The organism is Nonomuraea sp. NPDC051191, assembly GCF_044455665.1.
GTDB lineage: Bacteria > Actinomycetota > Actinomycetes > Streptosporangiales > Streptosporangiaceae > Nonomuraea.
The window spans coordinates 606,734-624,595 of record NZ_JBITEZ010000003.1; the positions used below are offsets into that span (position 1 = coordinate 606,734).

Genomic DNA, 17,862 nt, shown 5'->3' on the forward strand with positions numbered 1-17,862 from the left:
ATGTGACGCCCGCCGAAACCTCCCCGAACGCGCGGAAGCCGGCCGCCGCCCGGACGGGCGGTGACCGGCTTCCGGCAGGTGCGGGCGCTAGAGCATGGCCTTCATCGAGTCACCGGCCGTCAGCACGTACGGCTGCTCGGCCATCACCGATCCCCAGTTGTCGGCGATCGCCTCGGGCGTGAGGTCGTCGGTCTTCCAGCCCGGCCCCTCGGCCACGAACACGCGGGCCACCCGCCCGCCGCCGACGGTGAACACCTCTCCGCTCGACTCGCACGAGTCGTGCGCGAGGTAGGCGACCAGCGCGCTCACCCGCTCGGGCGTGAACTTCGCCTCGAACTCGGCCGGCAGCAGCGCCTCGGTCATCCTGGTCCAGGCGATCGGCGCGATGGCGTTGGCCTTGATGCCGTTGCGCGCGCCCTCGATGGCCAGCGTCTTGGTCAGGCCCACCAGTCCCATCTTGGCCGTGGAGTAGTTGGCCTGGCCGAAGTTGCCGAACAGGCCGGCCGGGCTGGAGGTGTTGACGATCCGGCCGTGCCCGGCCTCCTTCATCAGCGCGTACGCGGCCTGGCTGACCAGGTACGACCCGCGTACGTGCACGGCCAGCACGCCGTCGAAGTCCTCGACGGTCATCTTCCCGAACGACTTGTCCCGCAGGATGCCGGCGTTGTTGACGACGATGTCGACCCCGCCGAACGCGTCGACGGCCGTCTGCACGAGCGCCCTCGCGCCCTCGGGGGTGGCGACGTCGTCGGCGTTGGCGACGGCCTGGCCGCCGTTCTTGGTGATGAGCTCGACCACCTCGGCCGCCGGGCCGGTGGAGGCGCCGGTGCCGTCGAGGGCGCCGCCGAGGTCGTTGACCACGACCTTGGCGCCCCGCTCGGCGAGCAGGAGCGCGTGCGCCCTGCCGAGGCCGTGCCCGGCGCCCGTGATGATCGCGACCCTGTCATCGAACCGAAGCATCGAACCTCCAGAGCAAGAGAACAACATTCTGGTAGGAGTACGATAACCGACCGGCTCAGGCGCGTCTCCAGAGCTCGGGCTCGCCCTCCTCCCTGCGTACCCTGCCCCGTCCGGCCAGCCACACCAGGTGGGCCAGCGTCTCGTTGTTGGCCGCGCGGCGCATGAACGGCGGGATCGTCTCCCAGGGCCGCGACCAGCTCAGCCGGGTGGCGACCTCCCAGCAGGTCACGCCGTCGTCCTCGCCGACGACCCGGTCGATCTCGGCCAGCCGCTCGTCGTGGTGCGCCAGCACGTGGTCGACGCGTCCGGCCAGCTCCAGGAAGCGGTACTCGTGGCCGGGCAGCACCTCGTCCACGTCCAGGTCGCGCACGGCGGCCAGCGAGCCGAGGTAGTCGGCCAGCGGGTCCGGGCCCGACTGGGGGTGCACGGCCACGATCGGCGTGATCTTCGCCAGCACGTGGTCGCCGGACAGCAGCAGCCGGCGCCCCGGCGAGACGAAGCACAGGTGGCCGGGCGTGTGCCCGGGGGTCCAGACGGCCCGCAGGTCCCAGCCGGGCAGCCCGAGGTCCTCGCCGTCCTCGATCAGCCGGTCGGGGCGGGCCGTCGTGACCATGTGCCTGATCATCATGGAGGCCCCGGCCAGCTCGTCCAGGCTCAGCTCGGGCACGCCGGAGCGCCGGAGCAGGGCCCGCTCGCGCTGGACGAGCGAGTCGATGGCGTCGTCGTCGTACCGCTCGCGCACGAGGCCCGCGTCGGCCGGGTGCAGCCCGATCCAGGCGCCCGACGCCTCGCGGACGCGCCCCGCCAGGCCGTAGTGGTCGGGGTGCAGGTGGGTGACCAGGACGGCCTTGACGTCGGCGATCCCGTAACCGGCCACGGCCAGCCCGGCGGCGAGGGCGTCGTACGCCTCGTCGGTGTTCCAGCCCGCGTCCACGATCGCCACGCCGTCGGGCAGTTCAAGGGCGTAGACGAGCACGTACCGCAGCGGGTTGACCGGAATGGGCACCGGGATCGACCACAACCCCGGCCGGACCCGCTCGACCTCGGGAACCGCCCCACTCACCCATGCCTCACGCTGCGCCACGCTGGAAGGAGTCACCACGAACTTCGCCATGGCCCCGAATATAGTTCTGGTCCCGAATCATGTTCTACTAGGGGTCATGAAGCTGAGCCGCGAGATCTCAGACGATGGCCGCTTCGTCCGGCAGCCGAACCGCTTCACCGACCGGCTCGGACCGCCCGAGCCCGGCCGTTACCGGCTCTACGCCTCCTACGCCTGCCCGTGGGCACAGCGCGTGCTGATCGTCCGCGCCCTGCTCCGCCTGGAGGACCTGCTGGACGTCACGATCGTCGACCCCGTCCGCGACGACAAGGGCTGGCGGATCCCCGACGGGGACCCGCTGTACCTGTCGGAGCTCTACCACGCCACCGAACCGGGCTACACGGGCCGCTACACCGTGCCCTGCGTCTGGGACGCCCGGGACGAACGCATCGTCACCAACGACTTCCCACAGATCACCCTCGATCTGGAGACGTCGTGGGGCACCGCGCCCGACCTGTACCCGGAACGCCTGCGCCCGGACATCGACATCATGAACGACCGCCTCTACCACGGCCTCAACAACGCGGTCTACGAGGCCGGCTTCGCGCGCGGGCAGCAGGCGTACGAGGACGCGGTCACACGCGTGTTCACCACGCTCGACCTGCTGGAGGTACGCCTGGCCGAGTCGGAGTTCCTGTTCGACACGCTCACCGACAGCGACGTGCGGCTGTTCACCACGCTGGTCAGGTTCGACACGGTCTACCACGGCCACTTCAAGTGCTCGATCAGGCGGCTGACGGACTATCCAGCGTTGTGGGCGTACGCCCGCAAGCTCTACGCCATCCCCGCCTTCCGCGACACCACGGACTTCGACCACATCAAGCGCCACTACTACCTGACCCAGACGAACATCAACCCGAGCAGGATCGTTCCGGTAGGGCCGGAACTCGACTGGAGCCTGTGACCCCCGGCCTCGGCATCGCCACGAACAGCAGCGCCGAGGCCAGCACCACCCCCGAGGCCACCCACCAGGCGGCGGACGCCCCCGTCTGCGCGGCGAGCAGGCCGAGCGTGGAGTTGGCCAGCACCCCACCCGCCTGCAACGACAGCGAGGACGTCGAGGTGACCGTGGTGCGCTCGGCGGCGGACACCGCGCTGTGCTGCATCTCCAGGCAGAGCAGCCCGGTCACCGACAGCCCGGCGAACATGACGAGGTAGGCCAGCCCGGCCGTCACCAGGCCCGGCACGCCGTCCAGCCCGGCGGTGGCGGCCAGCGAGCCGACCGACAGCGCGCAGAGCACCGCGCCCGCGGCGGCCCCCCGGGCCGAGCTCCCGGCCAGGCGCGCCACGCGGGGGGCGAGCACGCTGCCCGTGGCGCTGGCGGCGTAACCCAGGGCGGCCACGACGGCGTAGGCCAGGCTGCCGCGCTCGGCGGTGCCGGCCAGCTCGGCCAGCCGCCCGGGGGTCAGCAGCTCGATCGTCATCAGCAGCACACCGGACGCGGCGGCGGCGAGCATCAGGCGGCGCAGCACCGCGCCCCCGGCCGCCAGCCGGATCCCGGAGACCACCGTGGCGGGCACCTCGCGCAGCACGCCGCCCAGCGACCGCCGCGCGTGCGCCGGCTCCGGCAGCGCGAACACCACCACGACCAGCAGCACGACGGCCGCCGCCGCCCCCAGCAGGGGCGGCACGGCCAGCGGCGTCATCAGCCCCGGCGGCACCAGCAGCGGCACCGCGCCGCCCACCAGCACGCCGACGCACAGGGCCACCGACTCCATCGCGCCGCCGCGCGCCAGGCCCGGCTTGAGGTCGGCGCCCTCGCCTTCGAGCCCGTGCAGGGTGTCGACGTACCAGGAGGTCGCCGGACCGCTGGACAGGGCCCTGGCCACCCCCTTGAGCACGCCGCTGACCACGAACATCCAGAACGCCGTGGAGACGCTCATCAGCGCGAGCCCCGCCGCGGTGAAGACCGCCGAGCAGGCCAGCACCATCCGCCGCCCGACGACGTCGGCCAGGCCGCCCGTGGGCAGCTCCAGGCTCGCGGTGACGACCGAGAAGACGGTCACCGACAGGCCGATCTCGGCCAGGCCGAGCCCCCTGTCGGTCATCAGCAGCACCATGCAGGCGACCATGAGCCCGGGCGGCAGCCAGGTCAGGAAGCTGACGAGCATGTAGCGCCGCAGGGCGGAGCGAGCGGTCATCGGTCCTGCTCCTCTTCCTCGGTACCGGGGCGGGGGAAGCCGCCCCTCCAGATGTGCACCTGCCGGACGTCGGGATCTTCGGCGTGTCGCGCCACGAGCTCGCGGAGCAGCTCGTCGACCCGCTCGTCGAACTCCCTGAGCCCGGCCGGCGACAGCTCGACGAAGTCGTCGCTCAGGCCCGCCGCCCGCACCCACTCGGGGGACCAGCGGCTCTCGTCGTGGTCCTGGGCCACGCGGGCGAGGGTCTCGACCTGGCGCATCCGCATGATCCGGACCGCCTCGCGGCCCTCGTCGGTGCCGGACAGCTCGCTGTTGTCCCAGGAGGTGTAGCGGTGGCGGGCCCGCCAGCGGCGTTCGCGCCCGTCGCGCCGGTCGGGGTCCTCCTCGATGAAGCCGTACTTGAACAGCTCGCGCAGGTGGTAGCTGGTCGAGCCGGAGCTCTCCCCCACCTTGCGCCCCAGCTCGCTGGCGGTGGCCGGGCCGTCGCTGCGCAGCAGCCCGAGCAGCCGCACCCGCAGGGGGTGGGCGACCACTTTGAGCACCTGCGGGTCACTGATCTTGTACTGCTCCTCCATGAGGACGACTCTAGACCGCAAAGGCTTTTTTGCAAAGTGATTTTTGCGAATTTCCCGGCCTTCTAAACTGGGCGCATGCTCGACGACATCCGCGTGGACGACGCCGTCCTCGCCCTGCGCCCCGACTTCGCCGTCCTGGTCATGCTGGCCCACGACCTGCGTAACGGCCCCACCGACGACCTCACCCGCGCCTGGCTGGCCGAGGCGTCGCAGGCCGAGGTGCAGAGCGACAAGATCGACGCCTGGAAGGACGCCTACCGCGCCTTCGGCGCCAAGCCGCAGCGCACCAGGCCCTCGGTCGACGCCCTGACCCGGCGCATGCCGCTGCCGGAGATCAACCGGGTGGTCGACGCGTACAACACGATCAGCGTCAAGCACGCGCTGCCCATCGGCGGCGAGGACCTCGACCGCTACCAGGGCCCGGCCCGGCTGGTACGGGCGACCGGCGACGAGCACTCGGAGGAGGCGCTCGGGCAGCCCGAGCCCGGCGAGGTGATCTGGCGCGACGACACCGGCGTGACCTGCCGGCGGTGGAACTGGCGTCAGGTGGCGCGCACCCGGCTCACCGAGGAGACCACCAACGCGATCTTCCTTCTCGAACGCCTTGAGCCGATGTCGATGGAGGAGCTCCAGCAGGCCGGGAAGGAGCTGGCGGACCTGCTGTCGCAGCTGTCACCCGGGGTGCGGATCACCAGCAGGATCGTGCCCGGCGGGAAATAAACCTGGCGGCCACACGTTGATACCAAACAGTAACAATGGCGACTCTCCCTGGATTGACTAGGCGGGCGTGACCTCTTCGGCGTGTCCTGAGAGGATCGTTCGGGGCGGCACGTGCTCTTCGGCGCGCGCTGCCGGTCCGGGCGAGTAGCCTTGGACAGGTTCTCTAACATCAACGCCGATCTGCGGAAGAGGGCGATTTCCGCCGTGTCGTCTGAGTCGTCGCGGACAAACCCGCTGGCAAGCTTTGGTCAGAACGAGTGGCTTGTCGACGAGCTGTACCAGAAGTACCTTCAAGATCCAGAGTCTGTCGACAAGGCCTGGTGGAACTTCTTCGCTGACTACAACCCTGATAGCGGGCCGGGCCGTACCCCGGTCAGGGAGGCGGCGAACGGCACTGCGACCGCGCCCGCTCCTCCCAAGGCGCCCCCGAAGGCGCCTCCGGCAGCTGAGAAGCCGAAGCAGCCGGCCACCCCGGTGCCCAAGGGCGCCGAGGAGGTGAAGCTGCGCGGCGCCGCCGCACGCACGGCCGCCAACATGGACCTGTCCCTGACGGTCCCCACGGCGACCAGCGTCCGGGCCATCCCGGCCAAGCTGCTCATCGACAACCGCATCGTGATCAACAATCACCTCAAGCGGGGGCGTGGCGGCAAGATCTCCTTCACGCACCTGATCGGCTTCGCGATCGTCAAGGCGCTGAAGGCGATGCCGGAGATGAACCACTCCTACACGGAGATCGACGGCAAGCCGACGCTGGTCAAGCCCGAGCACGTCGGGTTCGGCCTGGCGATCGACGTCCAGAAGAGCAACGGTGAGCGCCAGCTCCTCGTGCCCTCGATCAAGGGCGCCGAGGAGATGGACTTCCGCCAGTTCTGGGTGGCCTACGAAGAGGTCGTCCGCAAGGCCCGCGCGGGCAAGCTGGGCGTCGACGACTTCTCCGGCACCACGATCTCGCTGACCAACCCCGGCACGATCGGCACGGTCCACTCGGTCCCGCGCCTGATGCCGGGCCAGGGCACGATCATCGGCGTCGGAGCGATGGAGTACCCGGCCGAGTACCAGGGCGCCTCGCCCGACACGCTCTCGCGCCTGGCCGTCTCCAAGGTCATGACGCTGACCAGCACCTACGACCACCGGATCATCCAGGGCGCCCAGTCGGGCGACTTCCTGCGCCAGATCCACCGGCTGCTGCTCGGCGAGGACGGCTTCTACGACGAGATCTTCGAGGCGCTGCGCATCCCGTACGAGCCGGTGCGCTGGGTCCAGGACATCTCGGCCTCGCACGACGACGACGTGGCCAAGTCGGCCCGGGTCATCGAGCTGATCCACGCCTACCGTGTGCGCGGCCACCTGATGGCCGAGACCGACCCGCTGGAGTACAAGCAGCGCAAGCACCCCGACCTGGACATCCAGTCCCACGGGCTGACCTTGTGGGACCTTGAGCGCGAGTTCGCCACCGGCGGTTTCGGCGGCCGTGCGCTGATGAAGCTCCGCGAGATCCTGGGCGTGCTGCGCGACTCCTACTGCCGCACGGTCGGCATCGAGTACATGCACATCCAGAACCCCGAGGAGCGGGCCTGGATCCAGGCGCGGGTGGAGAAGCCGCACGCCTCTCCCGAGCGCGACGAGCAGCTCAACATCCTGTCCCGGCTCAACACCGCCGAGGCGTTCGAGACGTTCCTGCAGACGAAGTTCGTCGGCCAGAAGCGCTTCTCGCTGGAGGGCGGCGAGTCCCTGATCCCGCTGCTCGACTCGGTGATCAGCGACGCCGCCGACGAGGGCCTCGACGAGGTCGTCATCGGCATGGCCCACCGCGGCCGGCTCAACGTGCTGGCCAACATCGTGGGCAAGTCCTACGCGCAGATCTTCGGTGAGTTCGAGGGCAACATCGACCCGCGCACCGCCCACGGCTCCGGCGACGTCAAGTACCACCTGGGCGCGAGCGGCGAGTTCACCGCGCCCAGCGGCAAGACGATCACCGCGTCCGTGGTGGCCAACCCCTCCCACCTGGAGGCGGTCGACCCGGTGCTGGAGGGCGTCGTCCGCGCCAAGCAGGACCTCCTGGAGCGCGGCGAGGAGGGCTTCACCGTCCTTCCCGTCCTCGTCCACGGCGACGCGGCCTTCGCCGGCCAGGGCGTGGTGGCCGAGACGCTCAACCTGTCGCAGCTGCGCGGCTACCGCACCGGCGGCACCGTGCACGTGGTGGTCAACAACCAGGTGGGCTTCACCACCTCGCCGGCCTCCTCCCGCTCGTCGGTCTACGCGACCGACGTCGCGCGGATGATCCAGGCGCCGATCTTCCACGTCAACGGCGACGACCCCGAGGCCGTGGTGCGCGTGGGCCAGCTGGCCTACGAATACCGCCAGGCGTTCCGCAAGGACGTCGTCATCGACCTCATCTGCTACCGCCGCCGCGGCCACAACGAGGGCGACAACCCCGCCTTCACCCAGCCGCTGATGTACGACCTGATCGACGCCAAGCGCTCGACCCGCAAGCTCTACACCGAGGCGCTGATCGGCCGGGGCGACATCACGGTCGAGGAGGCCGAGTCGGCGCTGCGCGACTACCAGGCCAAGCTGGAGCAGGCGTTCACCGAGACGCGCGAGGCGGCCAAGAAGCCCAAGGAGGCGGCCGCCATGCGGGTGCCCCCGGCCGAGGTCGTCAAGTGGTCCCACGCCGACACGCCGACGGCGATCAGCGACGAGACGCTCAAGCGCATCGTCGACACCCAGCTCAACCTGCCCGACGGCTTCACGCCGCACCCGCGCCTGGCGCCGGTGCTGCAGCGCCGCGGCCAGATGGTCGAGACCGACTCGATCGACTGGGCGATGGGCGAGACGCTGGCGTTCGGCTCGCTGCTGATCGACGGCCACCCGGTGCGCCTGGTCGGCCAGGACTCCCGGCGCGGCACGTTCACCCAGCGGCACGCGGTGCTGGTCGACCGGATGACCGGCGCCGACCACACCCCGTTGAAGCAGTTCAACGAGGGCACCACGAAGTTCTACATCTACGACTCGCTGCTCAGCGAGTTCGCGGCGCTCGGCTTCGAGTACGGCTACAGCGTCGTGCGTCCCGATGCCCTGGTGGCCTGGGAGGCGCAGTTCGGCGACTTCGTCAACGGCGCCCAGACGATCATCGACGAGTTCATCTCGTCCGGTGAGCAGAAGTGGGGTCAGCGGTCGTCGGTCGTGCTGCTGCTGCCGCACGGCTTCGAGGGTCAGGGCCCCGACCACTCCTCGGCCAGGATCGAACGGTTCCTGCAGGTCTGCGCGCTCGACAACATGACGGTCGCGCAGCCGTCCACGCCGGCCAACTACTTCCACCTGCTGCGCTGGCAGGTGGAGTCCAACCGGCACAAGCCGATGGTGGTCTTCACGCCCAAGTCGCTGCTGCGGCACAAGGCGGCCACGTCGAAGGCGTCCGACTTCACCACCGGCACCTTCCAGCCGGTCATCGGCGACACCACGGTCGATCCGGCCAAGGTCACCCGGGTCGTCCTGGTCTCGGGCAAGCTCTACTACGACCTGGCCGCGCAGCGTGACAAGACGGGCCGCGACGACGTCGCGATCGTCCGGCTTGAGCGGCTCTACCCGTTCCCGACCGAGGAGCTCACCGCCGAGCTGGCCCGTTACGGGCAGCAGGCCGAGCTGGTGTGGGCACAGGACGAGCCGGTGAACATGGGCCCGTGGCCCTACCTGACGCTGAAGCTGGCCGAAGACCCGCAGACGCTCGGCGGCCGGTCGCTCCGTCGCGTCTCGCGCACCCCGAACAGCTCGCCTGCGACGGGTTCGCACAACTCGCACGACACCGAGCTGGAGGAGATCCTCCACCAGCTCTTCGGCTGAGCAGGCCGCCAGTGAGCCCCCGGCCGTCCGGCCGGGGGCTTCTGTGTTGACCGGCGGGGGTGAGGCCCTGCCCGCACGAAGGAGAAACCCATGTACTTCACCGATCGAGGCATCGAGGAGCTGGTCGATCGGCGGGGCGAGGAAGAGGTCAGCGTGCTCTGGCTGGGCGAGCGGCTGCGCGAGTTCGTCGATCTCAACCCCGAGTTCGAGACCCCGATCGAGCGGCTGGCCACCTGGCTGGCCCGCCTCGACGACGAGGACGACGACTGACGCGAACCGGCCCTCCAGACGCGATACATCTTGAGTTTTCGAGTAACGCGACATATCGTGTTCTCGTAGCAGACGTACTCGTCGAGGAGGCATACGTTCATGGAGAAGTGGACGCTGGAGGCCCCTGAGCAGCTCACGTTCGGGCCGGTGGAGTCACTTGACGTGCGGATCGTCGCGGGCAGGCTGGCCGTCCTGGCCAGCGAGGGCCCGCCCACGCTGGAGCTGACGGAGATCGAGTCGGCCGCGCCGCTGCTGGTCAGCTACGACGCGGTGACCAAGGAACTGGTCGTCACCTACGAGGGCCTGACCCTGGACGGCCTGCTCACCTGGCTGCGGCGCGACCGGCGCAGGACCAACCTGACCCTCACCGTGCCCAAGGGATGCAGGGTGAGCACCGAGGTGGTCTCGGCGTCCACGGTGCTGGCCGGGTTCGAGCGTTCCACCCGGGTCAAGAGCGTGTCCTCCGAGGTCGTCCTCGACGGCGTGAGCGGCGAGGTGAGCGCCACGACGGTCTCCGGCTCGATCGAGAGCCGGGCCATGGAGGGCGACCTGGCGTTGAAGACCGTCTCGGGCGAGCTGACGCTGGCCGACGGCAGCCCGCGCCGGCTCAAGGCCAGCACGGTGTCCGGCCGCATCACCGCCGACCTGAGGCTCCGGCCGACGAGTCACGTGACGCTCAACAGCGTCTCGGGTGCCATCCTGGTGCGGGTGCCGGAGAACGCCGAGTCCGACGTCAGCATGAGGTCCACCTCCGGCCGGCTGAGCTCGACGTTCGACGGGCTGTCGGCGGCCAACAGCCCCGGCTCCAAGACGCTGTCCGGGCGGCTGGGCGGCGGCATGGCCTCACTGTCGGCGTACACCGTCTCGGGCGAGGTCGCGTTGCTCAAGGGAGAGAAGGAATGAGCCCTGTCTTCGGTCACGGCCGGCTCCGGCTGTACCTGCTCAAGCTGCTGGAGGAGAGCCCGCGGCACGGCTACGAGGTCATCCGGCTGCTCCAGGACCGCTTCCTCGGCGTCTACTCGCCTTCCCCCGGCACGATCTACCCGCGCCTGGCCCGCCTGGAGGAGGAGGGCCTGGTCACGCACGAGGTCGTCGACGGCAAGAAGGTCTTCTCCATCACCGACAAGGGCCGCGAGGAGCTCAACGCCCGGCTCGACGAGCTCGACGACCTGGAGCAGGAGATCTCCGCCTCGGTGCGCGACATCGCCCGCGAGGTCAAGGAGGACGTCCGCGACACGGTGAAGTCGCTGCGCGACGAGCTGACCCGGATGGCCAAGGACGTCCGCACCGGCACCCGCGACAGCGCCAAGACCCGGGCCGAAGACCTCAAACAGCTCAAGGAGCAGCAGAAGCGGCAGTGGATGGCGCACGCCAGCCAGTGGCAGGTGGAGAGCGACCGGCTGGCCGGCGAGTGGCGCCGGATCTGGTCGGACATCTGGACCACGCTCGGCGGCGACACCGTGCGCCGCATCGAGCTCGACAGCGAGCTGGGCGAGCTGCTGGCCGACTTCGTGGCCCAGGCCCGTACGGAGGCCGCCGACGCCGCCCTGACCACGCAGAAGCTGGCCGAGCTGCACGCCGTGCTCGACGAGGCGTCCGCCCGCATCCGCGACATCCTCGAACGCTGAGCCGCCACTGGCCGCCACTGGCCGCCACTGGCCGCCGCTGAGCCGCCTGCCTGGCCGCCGGTGAGGCGTCGTCAGGCGGAGCGCAGTGAGCGTGCCGGGCGTTCGAGGCCGCGGGCCGCCCTGCGGGCGTGGTAGGCGGCCGGCATGTAGCGCAACCGCTCGGGCAGGCGCGCGGTCAGCATCGCCACCGCGTGCCCGAGGTGCCGCAGCCGCCGCTCGTCCCGGGCCGTCCAGCGCAGGCCGAGCTTCCTGCGGGCGGCCGGCGGCAGGGTGCCGACGGTGACGAAGTGGTTGAACTCCCCCGACCCCAGCCCCACCGGCGTCCACAGGCGGCGCAGCGGCCTCGGCAGGCCGGGCGGGGCGGGCGTGCCGTGCATCACGGCGAGCACCTCCAGCGCGGTCGGGTGCGGTTCCAGCCGCTCGGCGATCATCATGTCGAAGTAGCGCCAGAACGCCTCCAGATCCGCCGGCATCTCCCGCTCCGGCACGTGCAGGATCGCGCCGAGCCGGCGCGACTCGGCGTACATGCGGCGTTGCTGCTCCTCGGTGTACGGGGTGCCGAAGTAGCGGTTGAGCGTGACGAACCGCTCGAACAGCGACAGGTGCACCCAGGCCCACGCCTCGCCGTTCAGGGCGTGGTAGGCGCGGCCGTGCTCGTCCACGCCGCTGATGGACCGGTGCAGCTCGCGCAGCCGCCGCCCTTCGGCCAGGCCGCCCTCCCCGCCGTAGACCCACTTCTGGACGGAGGCGAGCGTGCGGTTGAGCCGCCCCCATGGGTCGTCCTTGTACGTCGAGTGCTGCGCCACGGCCGCGCCGACCGCCGGATGCATGGTCTGCAGGACCAGCGCGCTGCCGGCCACGAGCAGGTTGCGGTATTCGCCCGCGGTCTCCCAGTGCATCGAACCCGGGCCGAACGGCTCCACGTCCATGGTGACGCCTCCAGGGTGATACGGCCTCATTCTTCGTGTATCACCCGGAAGGCGGACAAGTAACCCTTCACTTATTCAGCCGGTAAAGACGATCTTTCCGAAGATCTCCCCTTCGGCCATGGCGGCGAAGCCGTCGCGGGCCTCGGCCATCGGCAGCGTGCGGTCGATCACCGGCCGCACGCCGGTCTGCTCCAGGAACACCGCCAGCCGCTGGAGCTGGTCGCGCGTGCCCATGGTGGTGCCGACCACCGAGAGCTGCAGGAAGAAGACACGGTTGAGGTCGGCGGGCGGGACCGCGCCGCTGGTGGCCCCGGAGACCACGATGCGGCCGCCCGGCCTGAGCGACTTGAGCGAATGGTCCCAGGTGGCCTGGCCGACGGTCTCCATGACCGCGTCCACCCGCTCGGGCAGCCGCGCGCCGGTCTCGAAGACCTGGTCGGCGCCGAGCTCGCGGGCCCGCTCGCGCTTCTCCTCCGAGCGGCTGGTCGCCCAGACCCGGAAGCCGCCCGCCCGGCCGAGCGCGACGAGCGCGGTGGCGACGCCGCCGCCGGCCCCCTGCACCAGCACGGTCGAGCCCGGTTCGAGCCCCGCCTTGTCGAACAGCATGCGGTAGGCGGTCAGCCAGGCCGTCGGCAGGCAGGCGGCCTCCTCGAAGCTGAGCGCGGCCGGCTTGGGCACGAGGTTGCGCCGCGGCACGGCCACCCGCTCGGCGAACGTCCCGTCGTACACCTCCGACAGCAGGGAGCGCCTGGGGTCGAGCGTCTCGTCCGCGCCCGTGCCGATGACCGCGTGCACGATGACGTCGTTGCCGTCCTCGTCCACGCCGGCGGCGTCGCAGCCGAGCACGATCGGCAGGCGGTCCTTCCTGATGCCCACGCCCTTGAGCGTCCACAGGTCGTGGTGGTTGAGGGCCGCGGCGCGTACGGAGACGGTCGTCCAGCCGTCGGGCGCCTCGGGGTCGGGGTGCTCACCGAGCGTCAGCCCGGCGAGCGGATTGTCGGGATCGGTCTGTGTGGCGGTTACGGCGAACATGGCCGCACCTTACTAACCGGCCCACCGCCACCCACGGCACCGCCCCGCCGCGCGACACCTTGCCGGCGTTCGACCTTCACCCGGACCCCCTGGCCCGCCTGTCACCGCCCGACCTTCACCCGGACCCCCTGGCCCGCCTGTCAGCGTTCGACCTTCACCCGGATCCCCGCCAGGGCGCGGCGTCTGAAGTCCTCGGGGCCGGCGACGGCGACCTCCACGTCCCCCCGGCACGTCCACTCGCCCGGACGCCCGCGCCCCTCGATCACCTTCGGCAGCCGGGCCTTCTCCGCGCAGTCGGGCGTGGGCACCAGCACGACCATCTCCCGCACTCCCCCGCCGAACCAGAGCTGCGGCCCGGCCGGATCCCCCTGCACCGTGGCCCCCGGCCCGGCCAGCCGCACCGACCCCTTGCCCGACAGCACGAGGTAGCCGTCCCTGGTCACCTTCCCGCGCAGCTCCCGCGCCAGGGCCGTGCGCTGGTCGAAGGTCAGCCCCTCGCCCCGGTCCTGCATCGCCACCCGCCACCGTCCGAACGAGAACAGCAGCACCTGCCCGCTCCCCCCGCCGGGCTGACGCGGCCACAGGGTGACGCCGGGGCCGTAGCTCCTGATCGGCCGGCCGCCGCCGGTCACCTCGGCGACCCCGTTGTACGGCACGCCGAACTGCCGGAACTGCCCGTCTATCCACGCCCCCTGGAACGGCCGCACCCCCAGCTCGTTGAGGTCGAGGTCGGCCGGATAGCGCACCTCGGCCTTCAGCCCGTCGGGGAAGACGACGTCGATGATCTCGTCCCGTCCCTTGGTCCTGGCCGGGATCCGCAAGGTGCTGGGGCCGTTGTCGATCGTCGTGAGGGACCGGATGGGCGCGGTGGCGGACGGCGCGGGCGGCGGCTGCGGGTCGCGGCTGAGCAGCAGGCTGACGGCCGGGATCACCAGCAGGGCCACTACCGACGCCAGCCCGATCCATCGGCGGCGGCCACGCCCACCTGCCTCGATGACGTCGAACTGGTCGGACACGACGTGCCTCGCCGGGTTAGTGCGGGTTGCGCCCTTCACTCCCAGTTCAGTTGAGCGACCTCCACCCGCGCAAGCCCTCGGACCCGGCGAAGTCGCCGTCCGAGGTCACAACTTCACAACCTCCCGGGCTCACCAGGTGGCGACGTTGAGCCTGCCGTCGGTGACCAGCTCGACCCGCTGCCCCACCAGCTCCCTCGACATGGCGTCGGCCAGCAGCTCCGGCTCCAGCACGTGCGCGTGCGCCCGCCCGCCGTCCGGCAGGTCCACGACGAGGATGCCCTTCTCCGGCCCGCCGTCCCGGCCGTGCGCGACCGTGTACCCCGCCACGGCGGCAGGGCCGGCGTACGCGTCCACCACGGGCACCCCGGACGCCGTGAACACCGGCGTGGCGTCCCCCAGGAGCCCTCCCGGCTCGCTGGACCACACCGCGTACGTGTGCTTCGTCAGGTGCATCCCCACGCCGGTCACCAGCCCGTGCCCCGGCCGCGCGCGCAGCAGCCCGGCCATCGTGGCCGTCGAGTGCAGCACGTAGTCGCTGGACGGGCCGCCGGCGTACGGCAGGCCGCCGGTGACCGTCAGGCCGCGCCGGTCGAACGGGTCGAGCCCGATCGCGTCGCACGCCTGCCGCAGCGCGACGGCGAAGCAGCTGTACAGGTCGAGGGCGTCCATGTCGCCGAGGCCGAGCCCGGCGCGGCGGAAGGCGGCCTTCGCGGCGGCCCCGATCGCCCGCGAGGAGCCGAGCGCGGGCCGGGCCGCCACCTCCCAGGTGTCCTCCGCGTACGCCCAGCCGCGCAGGTGGACCCGCCGCTCGTCCGGCACCCCGAGGCGGTCGGCCAGCTCCGCGGAGGCCAGGACGACGGCCGCCGCCTGGTCGACCTCCATGACGGCCACGGTGTTCCTGGTGTACGGCCAGCCGACGAACCTGTTGCCCTTCACCAGCTCCTCGGGCGTGCGCACGGACCGCCGCCACGCGTACGGGTTGGCCGCGGCCAACTCGGTCATCGGCGCCATCATCCGCCCACGGTCGAGCATCTCCTCCTCGACCGTCATCCCGGCCGCCGCCCGCCGCGCGGTCTCCATGATCGCGTACGTGTGCACCGGCAGGAACAGCTCGTGCGCCAGCTCGGCGGGGTGCGGCGGACGTTCCCAGCCGTAGGGCGGCTTGGGGTCGGCGGCGTGGCTCCACGGCACGTGCTCGCCCGCCTGCCGGTAGGCCCGCCGGGTGGCCAGCGCCTCGGCCCCGGTGATCAGCGCGCAGTCCAGCTCGCCCGCCGCGATCCGGGCCGCGGCCTCGCCGACGAGGAGCTGCGGAGCCGTGCCGCTGACCTTGGAGTAGGACTCGTGGCGCGGGGTGGCGCCCAGGCGCTCGGCCAGCCGTCCGGTCGGGGAGTCGTACTGCCAGGAGTCGGTGTACACGACCTGGATCGAGTCGAGCCGTCCGAGGGGGAGCCGGGCGTCCTCGGCCGCCTCGCGGGCGACCGACTCCCACAGGTCGAGCGGTTCGGGGCCGGGCTGATCGCGAATGGTCCGTTGGGCGATGCCGATGAGACAGGGGGTGCGTGGATCCATGCACACATCCAACCAGAACAACATTCGGTTGATAAGTGTCAGCGTTTGATAATCAGCGTTACCGGTATTGCCACAGGCTAATTACCGCCACTCTGACCTGGGAGAACGCCTTCTTTTTCGTAACGGGACCGAACCGGTGCCCGCTTTTTCGCGTTCCTTCCTGGCCGACGGGTTGCGCCATTCATCAGCGTTCTCGACGTCTTCCTGGCCCACCGGCGGACTGGCGACATGCCGCGATCCGGCCCGTCGGTCGAGGCCCCGGATCCTCCTCGGGCGGGATCCGGGGGCCTTCCCCCGCCGTTTCGCGTCCCACGGCCCCCCTCAGGGGATTGGTTCAGACGCGGAAGACCGGTCCCGTGGCGACGGCGAGCGCGCAGGCGTTGGGGAACGTCTGCGAGTAGCGGTAGCGGTCGCCGTCCCAGACACCCCACGCCCGTACGTCCACCGGCTCATAGTCGGCGGTGCAGGAGACGCCCGGACGGCCGGTCAACTTGGCCGGGTTCCCGTGCACCTGTTCGAGAGCGGCGCAGGCGGCGACCTGCCCCGGGGCGACCCGGCCGGGCGTGCACTGCAGCACGCCTTGACGATCTCCCACACTGATCCGGAAAAGCCTTTGGTCCTTGTGCGGCGTCTGGACATCGGACGGGCCGGTCGTGGCGTACGCCACTGGAGCGGCCGCGAATGCCGCACAGGAAAGCGCGGCGATGGCGAGAATTCGGTGCATACGCGAAGCCTCTATCACCCCTCTGACCTGCGGCAACGACCGACACGCGTGATCATTTAGACGTATCGGGAGGGATCGGCTGATGGTGTCCTTATCGCACACGGTGCACTCTTGATCAGGTAACGAATCTCTATCCGGGCTGCAATACAGGCAGTTGATCTGGAAAAATCCACCCTTACGACCCTAAGAAAGGCATTTCATGATCTCCCGGGCCAGGCAACTGGCAGCGGCCGCCCTGGGCGGCGCGCTGCTGCTGCTGCCTGCCTTCACGGGGATCGCGAACGCCGCGCCGGCGAGCGCGTGGACGAGCGCGTCGGCCAGCAAGGTCTTCGGCGTCACGCTGGCCAGGACCGCCACCGACATGAGGAAGGTCGCCGACTACTGGCGGCCCGACCGGCTCAAGCAGGCCGACAACTACAGCCCCGCCACGCCGGGCGCCCAGGCCGCCCCGACGTCCTCGGCCGGCGCGGTCTCCGGCCCGATCTCGCCCGCCACGACGGCGCGGCGGACGTCCGCGACGCAGGACGTGGTGCCCGTGCTTCCCAGGCAGGGCGGCGCCGCCAAGACCATGGGCAAGGTCTTCTTCCGGTTCGGCACCAAGGAGTACTGGTGCTCGGCCAGCGCGGTCGCGTCCAGGAACCGCAGCGTCGTGGCCACGGCCGGGCACTGCGCGTACGACTCCCGGCAGGCCAAGGCCGCCGAATACTGGATCTTCGTCCCCAACCCCGGCCCCAACGGCGAGACGCCCGACGGGATCTACGTGGGCGCCGCGCTCAGCCTGCACGAGGACTGGCCCGGCAAGGGCGACTACGACTACGACTACGCGTTCGTGACCGTGCACCGCGGGTTCGTCTGGGAGCAGGCCAAGGACGGCACGTACTCGATGAAGGACGTCGGCAGGCTCCAGGACAACGTGGGCGCCCAGGGTATGGAGATCAACAAAAAGCCGGCCGCCTACACCGTGGCCGCCTTCGGCTTCCCGGCCGGCGCGCAACCCGACGGCACCCGCCCGTTCGACGGCAAGACGTTGCGGACGTGCCAGGGCGGCGTCACGTACTGGACCGTGGCCCCCGCGCTCGACCTGCAGAAGGGCGTGCGACTGCAGCCGTGCGACTTCAGCCCCGGCGCCAGCGGCGGCCCCTGGCTGGTCGACTACGACGCCACCCGCAGGCTCGGCAGCCTGAACGGCGTCAACAGCCTGACTTGGAACAGAGACGCCAAGGGGGCCTACGACGCGGTGTCGTCGCCGTACTTCGACACGACCACCGCGGAGGTCTACCGACGCGCCGCCGCGATCACCACACCGGGAAATGTGGCGTAAGTCACATGTTGCGGTGTGATCACTGCTGGTGA

General features: G+C 70.7%; 16 protein-coding genes. 7 read left to right on the forward strand and 9 right to left on the reverse strand.

All coding sequences use genetic code 11. The annotated features are described in order from the left end of the window. Nucleotides 1-87 precede the first annotated feature (87 nt). Nucleotides 88-960: an SDR family oxidoreductase gene (locus ACIA8R_RS11315; protein WP_397037955.1), complete on the reverse strand. Its 873-nt coding sequence runs from the start codon at nucleotides 958-960 to the stop codon at nucleotides 88-90. Between the two features lie 55 nt (nucleotides 961-1,015). After that, nucleotides 1,016-2,074 (reverse strand): MBL fold metallo-hydrolase, encoded by a 1,059-nt coding sequence (locus ACIA8R_RS11320; RefSeq protein WP_397037957.1) that lies wholly within the window; start codon nucleotides 2,072-2,074, stop codon nucleotides 1,016-1,018. 46 nt (nucleotides 2,075-2,120) lie between these two features. Here ACIA8R_RS11320 and ACIA8R_RS11325 point away from each other — a divergent pair, with 46 nt between their 5' ends. Further along, the gene (locus tag ACIA8R_RS11325) at nucleotides 2,121-2,966 is read left to right on the forward strand and encodes a glutathione S-transferase family protein (protein WP_397037959.1); all 846 of its coding nucleotides are present in this window, start codon (nucleotides 2,121-2,123) and stop codon (nucleotides 2,964-2,966) included. Here ACIA8R_RS11325 and ACIA8R_RS11330 read toward each other — a convergent pair. Continuing rightward, the gene (locus ACIA8R_RS11330) at nucleotides 2,914-4,203 is read right to left on the reverse strand and encodes an MFS transporter (protein WP_397037961.1); all 1,290 of its coding nucleotides are present in this window, start codon (nucleotides 4,201-4,203) and stop codon (nucleotides 2,914-2,916) included. The two genes, ACIA8R_RS11325 and ACIA8R_RS11330, sit on opposite strands and share 53 nt — an antisense overlap. Then, nucleotides 4,200-4,778 carry a winged helix-turn-helix domain-containing protein gene (locus ACIA8R_RS11335; RefSeq protein WP_397037962.1) on the reverse strand — a complete coding sequence of 193 codons (579 nt, stop codon included), beginning with the start codon at nucleotides 4,776-4,778 and terminating at the stop codon, nucleotides 4,200-4,202. The genes ACIA8R_RS11330 and ACIA8R_RS11335 overlap by 4 nt, the downstream gene beginning before the upstream one ends. A 75-nt stretch (nucleotides 4,779-4,853) precedes the next feature. On the opposite strand from ACIA8R_RS11335, the gene ACIA8R_RS11340 reads away from it, so the two are divergent. From ACIA8R_RS11340 to ACIA8R_RS11360, 5 genes are all read left to right on the forward strand, one after another. Beyond that, nucleotides 4,854-5,498, forward strand: a complete 645-nt coding sequence (locus tag ACIA8R_RS11340) for a B3/4 domain-containing protein (protein WP_397037964.1) — start codon at nucleotides 4,854-4,856, stop codon at nucleotides 5,496-5,498. A gap of 204 nt (nucleotides 5,499-5,702) precedes the next feature. After that, complete coding sequence (locus tag ACIA8R_RS11345; protein ID WP_357697355.1) at nucleotides 5,703-9,341, forward strand: multifunctional oxoglutarate decarboxylase/oxoglutarate dehydrogenase thiamine pyrophosphate-binding subunit/dihydrolipoyllysine-residue succinyltransferase subunit; 3,639 nt, start codon at nucleotides 5,703-5,705, stop codon at nucleotides 9,339-9,341. 90 nt (nucleotides 9,342-9,431) lie between these two features. Continuing rightward, entirely contained in the window at nucleotides 9,432-9,611 is a 180-nt protein-coding gene (locus tag ACIA8R_RS11350) for a DUF6104 family protein (protein WP_352323532.1), read from the forward strand. Nucleotides 9,612-9,710: 99 nt separating this feature from the next. Further along, entirely contained in the window at nucleotides 9,711-10,514 is an 804-nt protein-coding gene (locus tag ACIA8R_RS11355) for a DUF4097 family beta strand repeat-containing protein (RefSeq protein WP_357697353.1), read from the forward strand. Further along, nucleotides 10,511-11,239 carry a PadR family transcriptional regulator gene (locus tag ACIA8R_RS11360; RefSeq protein ID WP_357697351.1) on the forward strand — a complete coding sequence of 243 codons (729 nt, stop codon included), beginning with the start codon at nucleotides 10,511-10,513 and terminating at the stop codon, nucleotides 11,237-11,239. Before ACIA8R_RS11355 ends, ACIA8R_RS11360 begins: the two co-directional genes overlap by 4 nt. A gap of 71 nt (nucleotides 11,240-11,310) precedes the next feature. Here the strand turns inward: ACIA8R_RS11360 and ACIA8R_RS11365 are convergent, their stop codons facing one another. The 5 genes from ACIA8R_RS11365 to ACIA8R_RS11385 form a co-directional block, all read right to left on the reverse strand. Continuing rightward, complete coding sequence (locus ACIA8R_RS11365) at nucleotides 11,311-12,168, reverse strand: oxygenase MpaB family protein (protein WP_397037968.1); 858 nt, start codon at nucleotides 12,166-12,168, stop codon at nucleotides 11,311-11,313. A 75-nt stretch (nucleotides 12,169-12,243) separates the two neighbouring features. Continuing rightward, the gene (locus ACIA8R_RS11370; protein WP_357697347.1) at nucleotides 12,244-13,200 is read right to left on the reverse strand and encodes a zinc-binding dehydrogenase; all 957 of its coding nucleotides are present in this window, start codon (nucleotides 13,198-13,200) and stop codon (nucleotides 12,244-12,246) included. A 140-nt stretch (nucleotides 13,201-13,340) separates the two neighbouring features. Beyond that, on the reverse strand, nucleotides 13,341-14,216 hold the full coding sequence (locus ACIA8R_RS11375) for a hypothetical protein (protein WP_397037970.1): 876 nt from the start codon (nucleotides 14,214-14,216) through the stop codon (nucleotides 13,341-13,343). A gap of 129 nt (nucleotides 14,217-14,345) precedes the next feature. Further along, nucleotides 14,346-15,785 carry an acetyl-CoA synthetase gene (locus tag ACIA8R_RS11380; protein WP_397037971.1) on the reverse strand — a complete coding sequence of 480 codons (1,440 nt, stop codon included), beginning with the start codon at nucleotides 15,783-15,785 and terminating at the stop codon, nucleotides 14,346-14,348. Nucleotides 15,786-16,119: 334 nt separating this feature from the next. Then, nucleotides 16,120-16,362, reverse strand: a complete 243-nt coding sequence (locus tag ACIA8R_RS11385) for an SSI family serine proteinase inhibitor (protein ID WP_357697341.1) — start codon at nucleotides 16,360-16,362, stop codon at nucleotides 16,120-16,122. Between the two features lie 346 nt (nucleotides 16,363-16,708). Between ACIA8R_RS11385 and ACIA8R_RS11390 the strand changes: the two genes are divergently transcribed. Then, the gene (locus ACIA8R_RS11390; RefSeq protein WP_357697339.1) at nucleotides 16,709-17,830 is read left to right on the forward strand and encodes a hypothetical protein; all 1,122 of its coding nucleotides are present in this window, start codon (nucleotides 16,709-16,711) and stop codon (nucleotides 17,828-17,830) included. Nucleotides 17,831-17,862 lie beyond the last annotated feature (32 nt).

What these genes read in the sequence shown, in the direction of transcription:
- ACIA8R_RS11325 (WP_397037959.1), top strand. Translation starts at nt 2,121, where the DNA reads ATGAAGCTGAGCCGCGAGATCTCAGACGATGGCCGCTTCGTCCGGCAG.
- ACIA8R_RS11390 (WP_357697339.1), top strand. Translation starts at nt 16,709, where the DNA reads ATGATCTCCCGGGCCAGGCAACTGGCAGCGGCCGCCCTGGGCGGCGCG.
- ACIA8R_RS11330 (WP_397037961.1), bottom strand. Translation starts at nt 4,203, where the DNA reads ATGACCGCTCGCTCCGCCCTGCGGCGCTACATGCTCGTCAGCTTCCTG.
- ACIA8R_RS11340 (WP_397037964.1), top strand. Translation starts at nt 4,854, where the DNA reads ATGCTCGACGACATCCGCGTGGACGACGCCGTCCTCGCCCTGCGCCCC.
- ACIA8R_RS11360 (WP_357697351.1), top strand. Translation starts at nt 10,511, where the DNA reads ATGAGCCCTGTCTTCGGTCACGGCCGGCTCCGGCTGTACCTGCTCAAG.
- ACIA8R_RS11370 (WP_357697347.1), bottom strand. Translation starts at nt 13,200, where the DNA reads ATGTTCGCCGTAACCGCCACACAGACCGATCCCGACAATCCGCTCGCC.
- ACIA8R_RS11350 (WP_352323532.1), top strand. Translation starts at nt 9,432, where the DNA reads ATGTACTTCACCGATCGAGGCATCGAGGAGCTGGTCGATCGGCGGGGC.
- ACIA8R_RS11335 (WP_397037962.1), bottom strand. Translation starts at nt 4,778, where the DNA reads ATGGAGGAGCAGTACAAGATCAGTGACCCGCAGGTGCTCAAAGTGGTC.
- ACIA8R_RS11320 (WP_397037957.1), bottom strand. Translation starts at nt 2,074, where the DNA reads ATGGCGAAGTTCGTGGTGACTCCTTCCAGCGTGGCGCAGCGTGAGGCA.
- ACIA8R_RS11365 (WP_397037968.1), bottom strand. Translation starts at nt 12,168, where the DNA reads ATGGACGTGGAGCCGTTCGGCCCGGGTTCGATGCACTGGGAGACCGCG.
- ACIA8R_RS11380 (WP_397037971.1), bottom strand. Translation starts at nt 15,785, where the DNA reads ATGGATCCACGCACCCCCTGTCTCATCGGCATCGCCCAACGGACCATT.
- ACIA8R_RS11355 (WP_357697353.1), top strand. Translation starts at nt 9,711, where the DNA reads ATGGAGAAGTGGACGCTGGAGGCCCCTGAGCAGCTCACGTTCGGGCCG.
- ACIA8R_RS11315 (WP_397037955.1), bottom strand. Translation starts at nt 960, where the DNA reads ATGCTTCGGTTCGATGACAGGGTCGCGATCATCACGGGCGCCGGGCAC.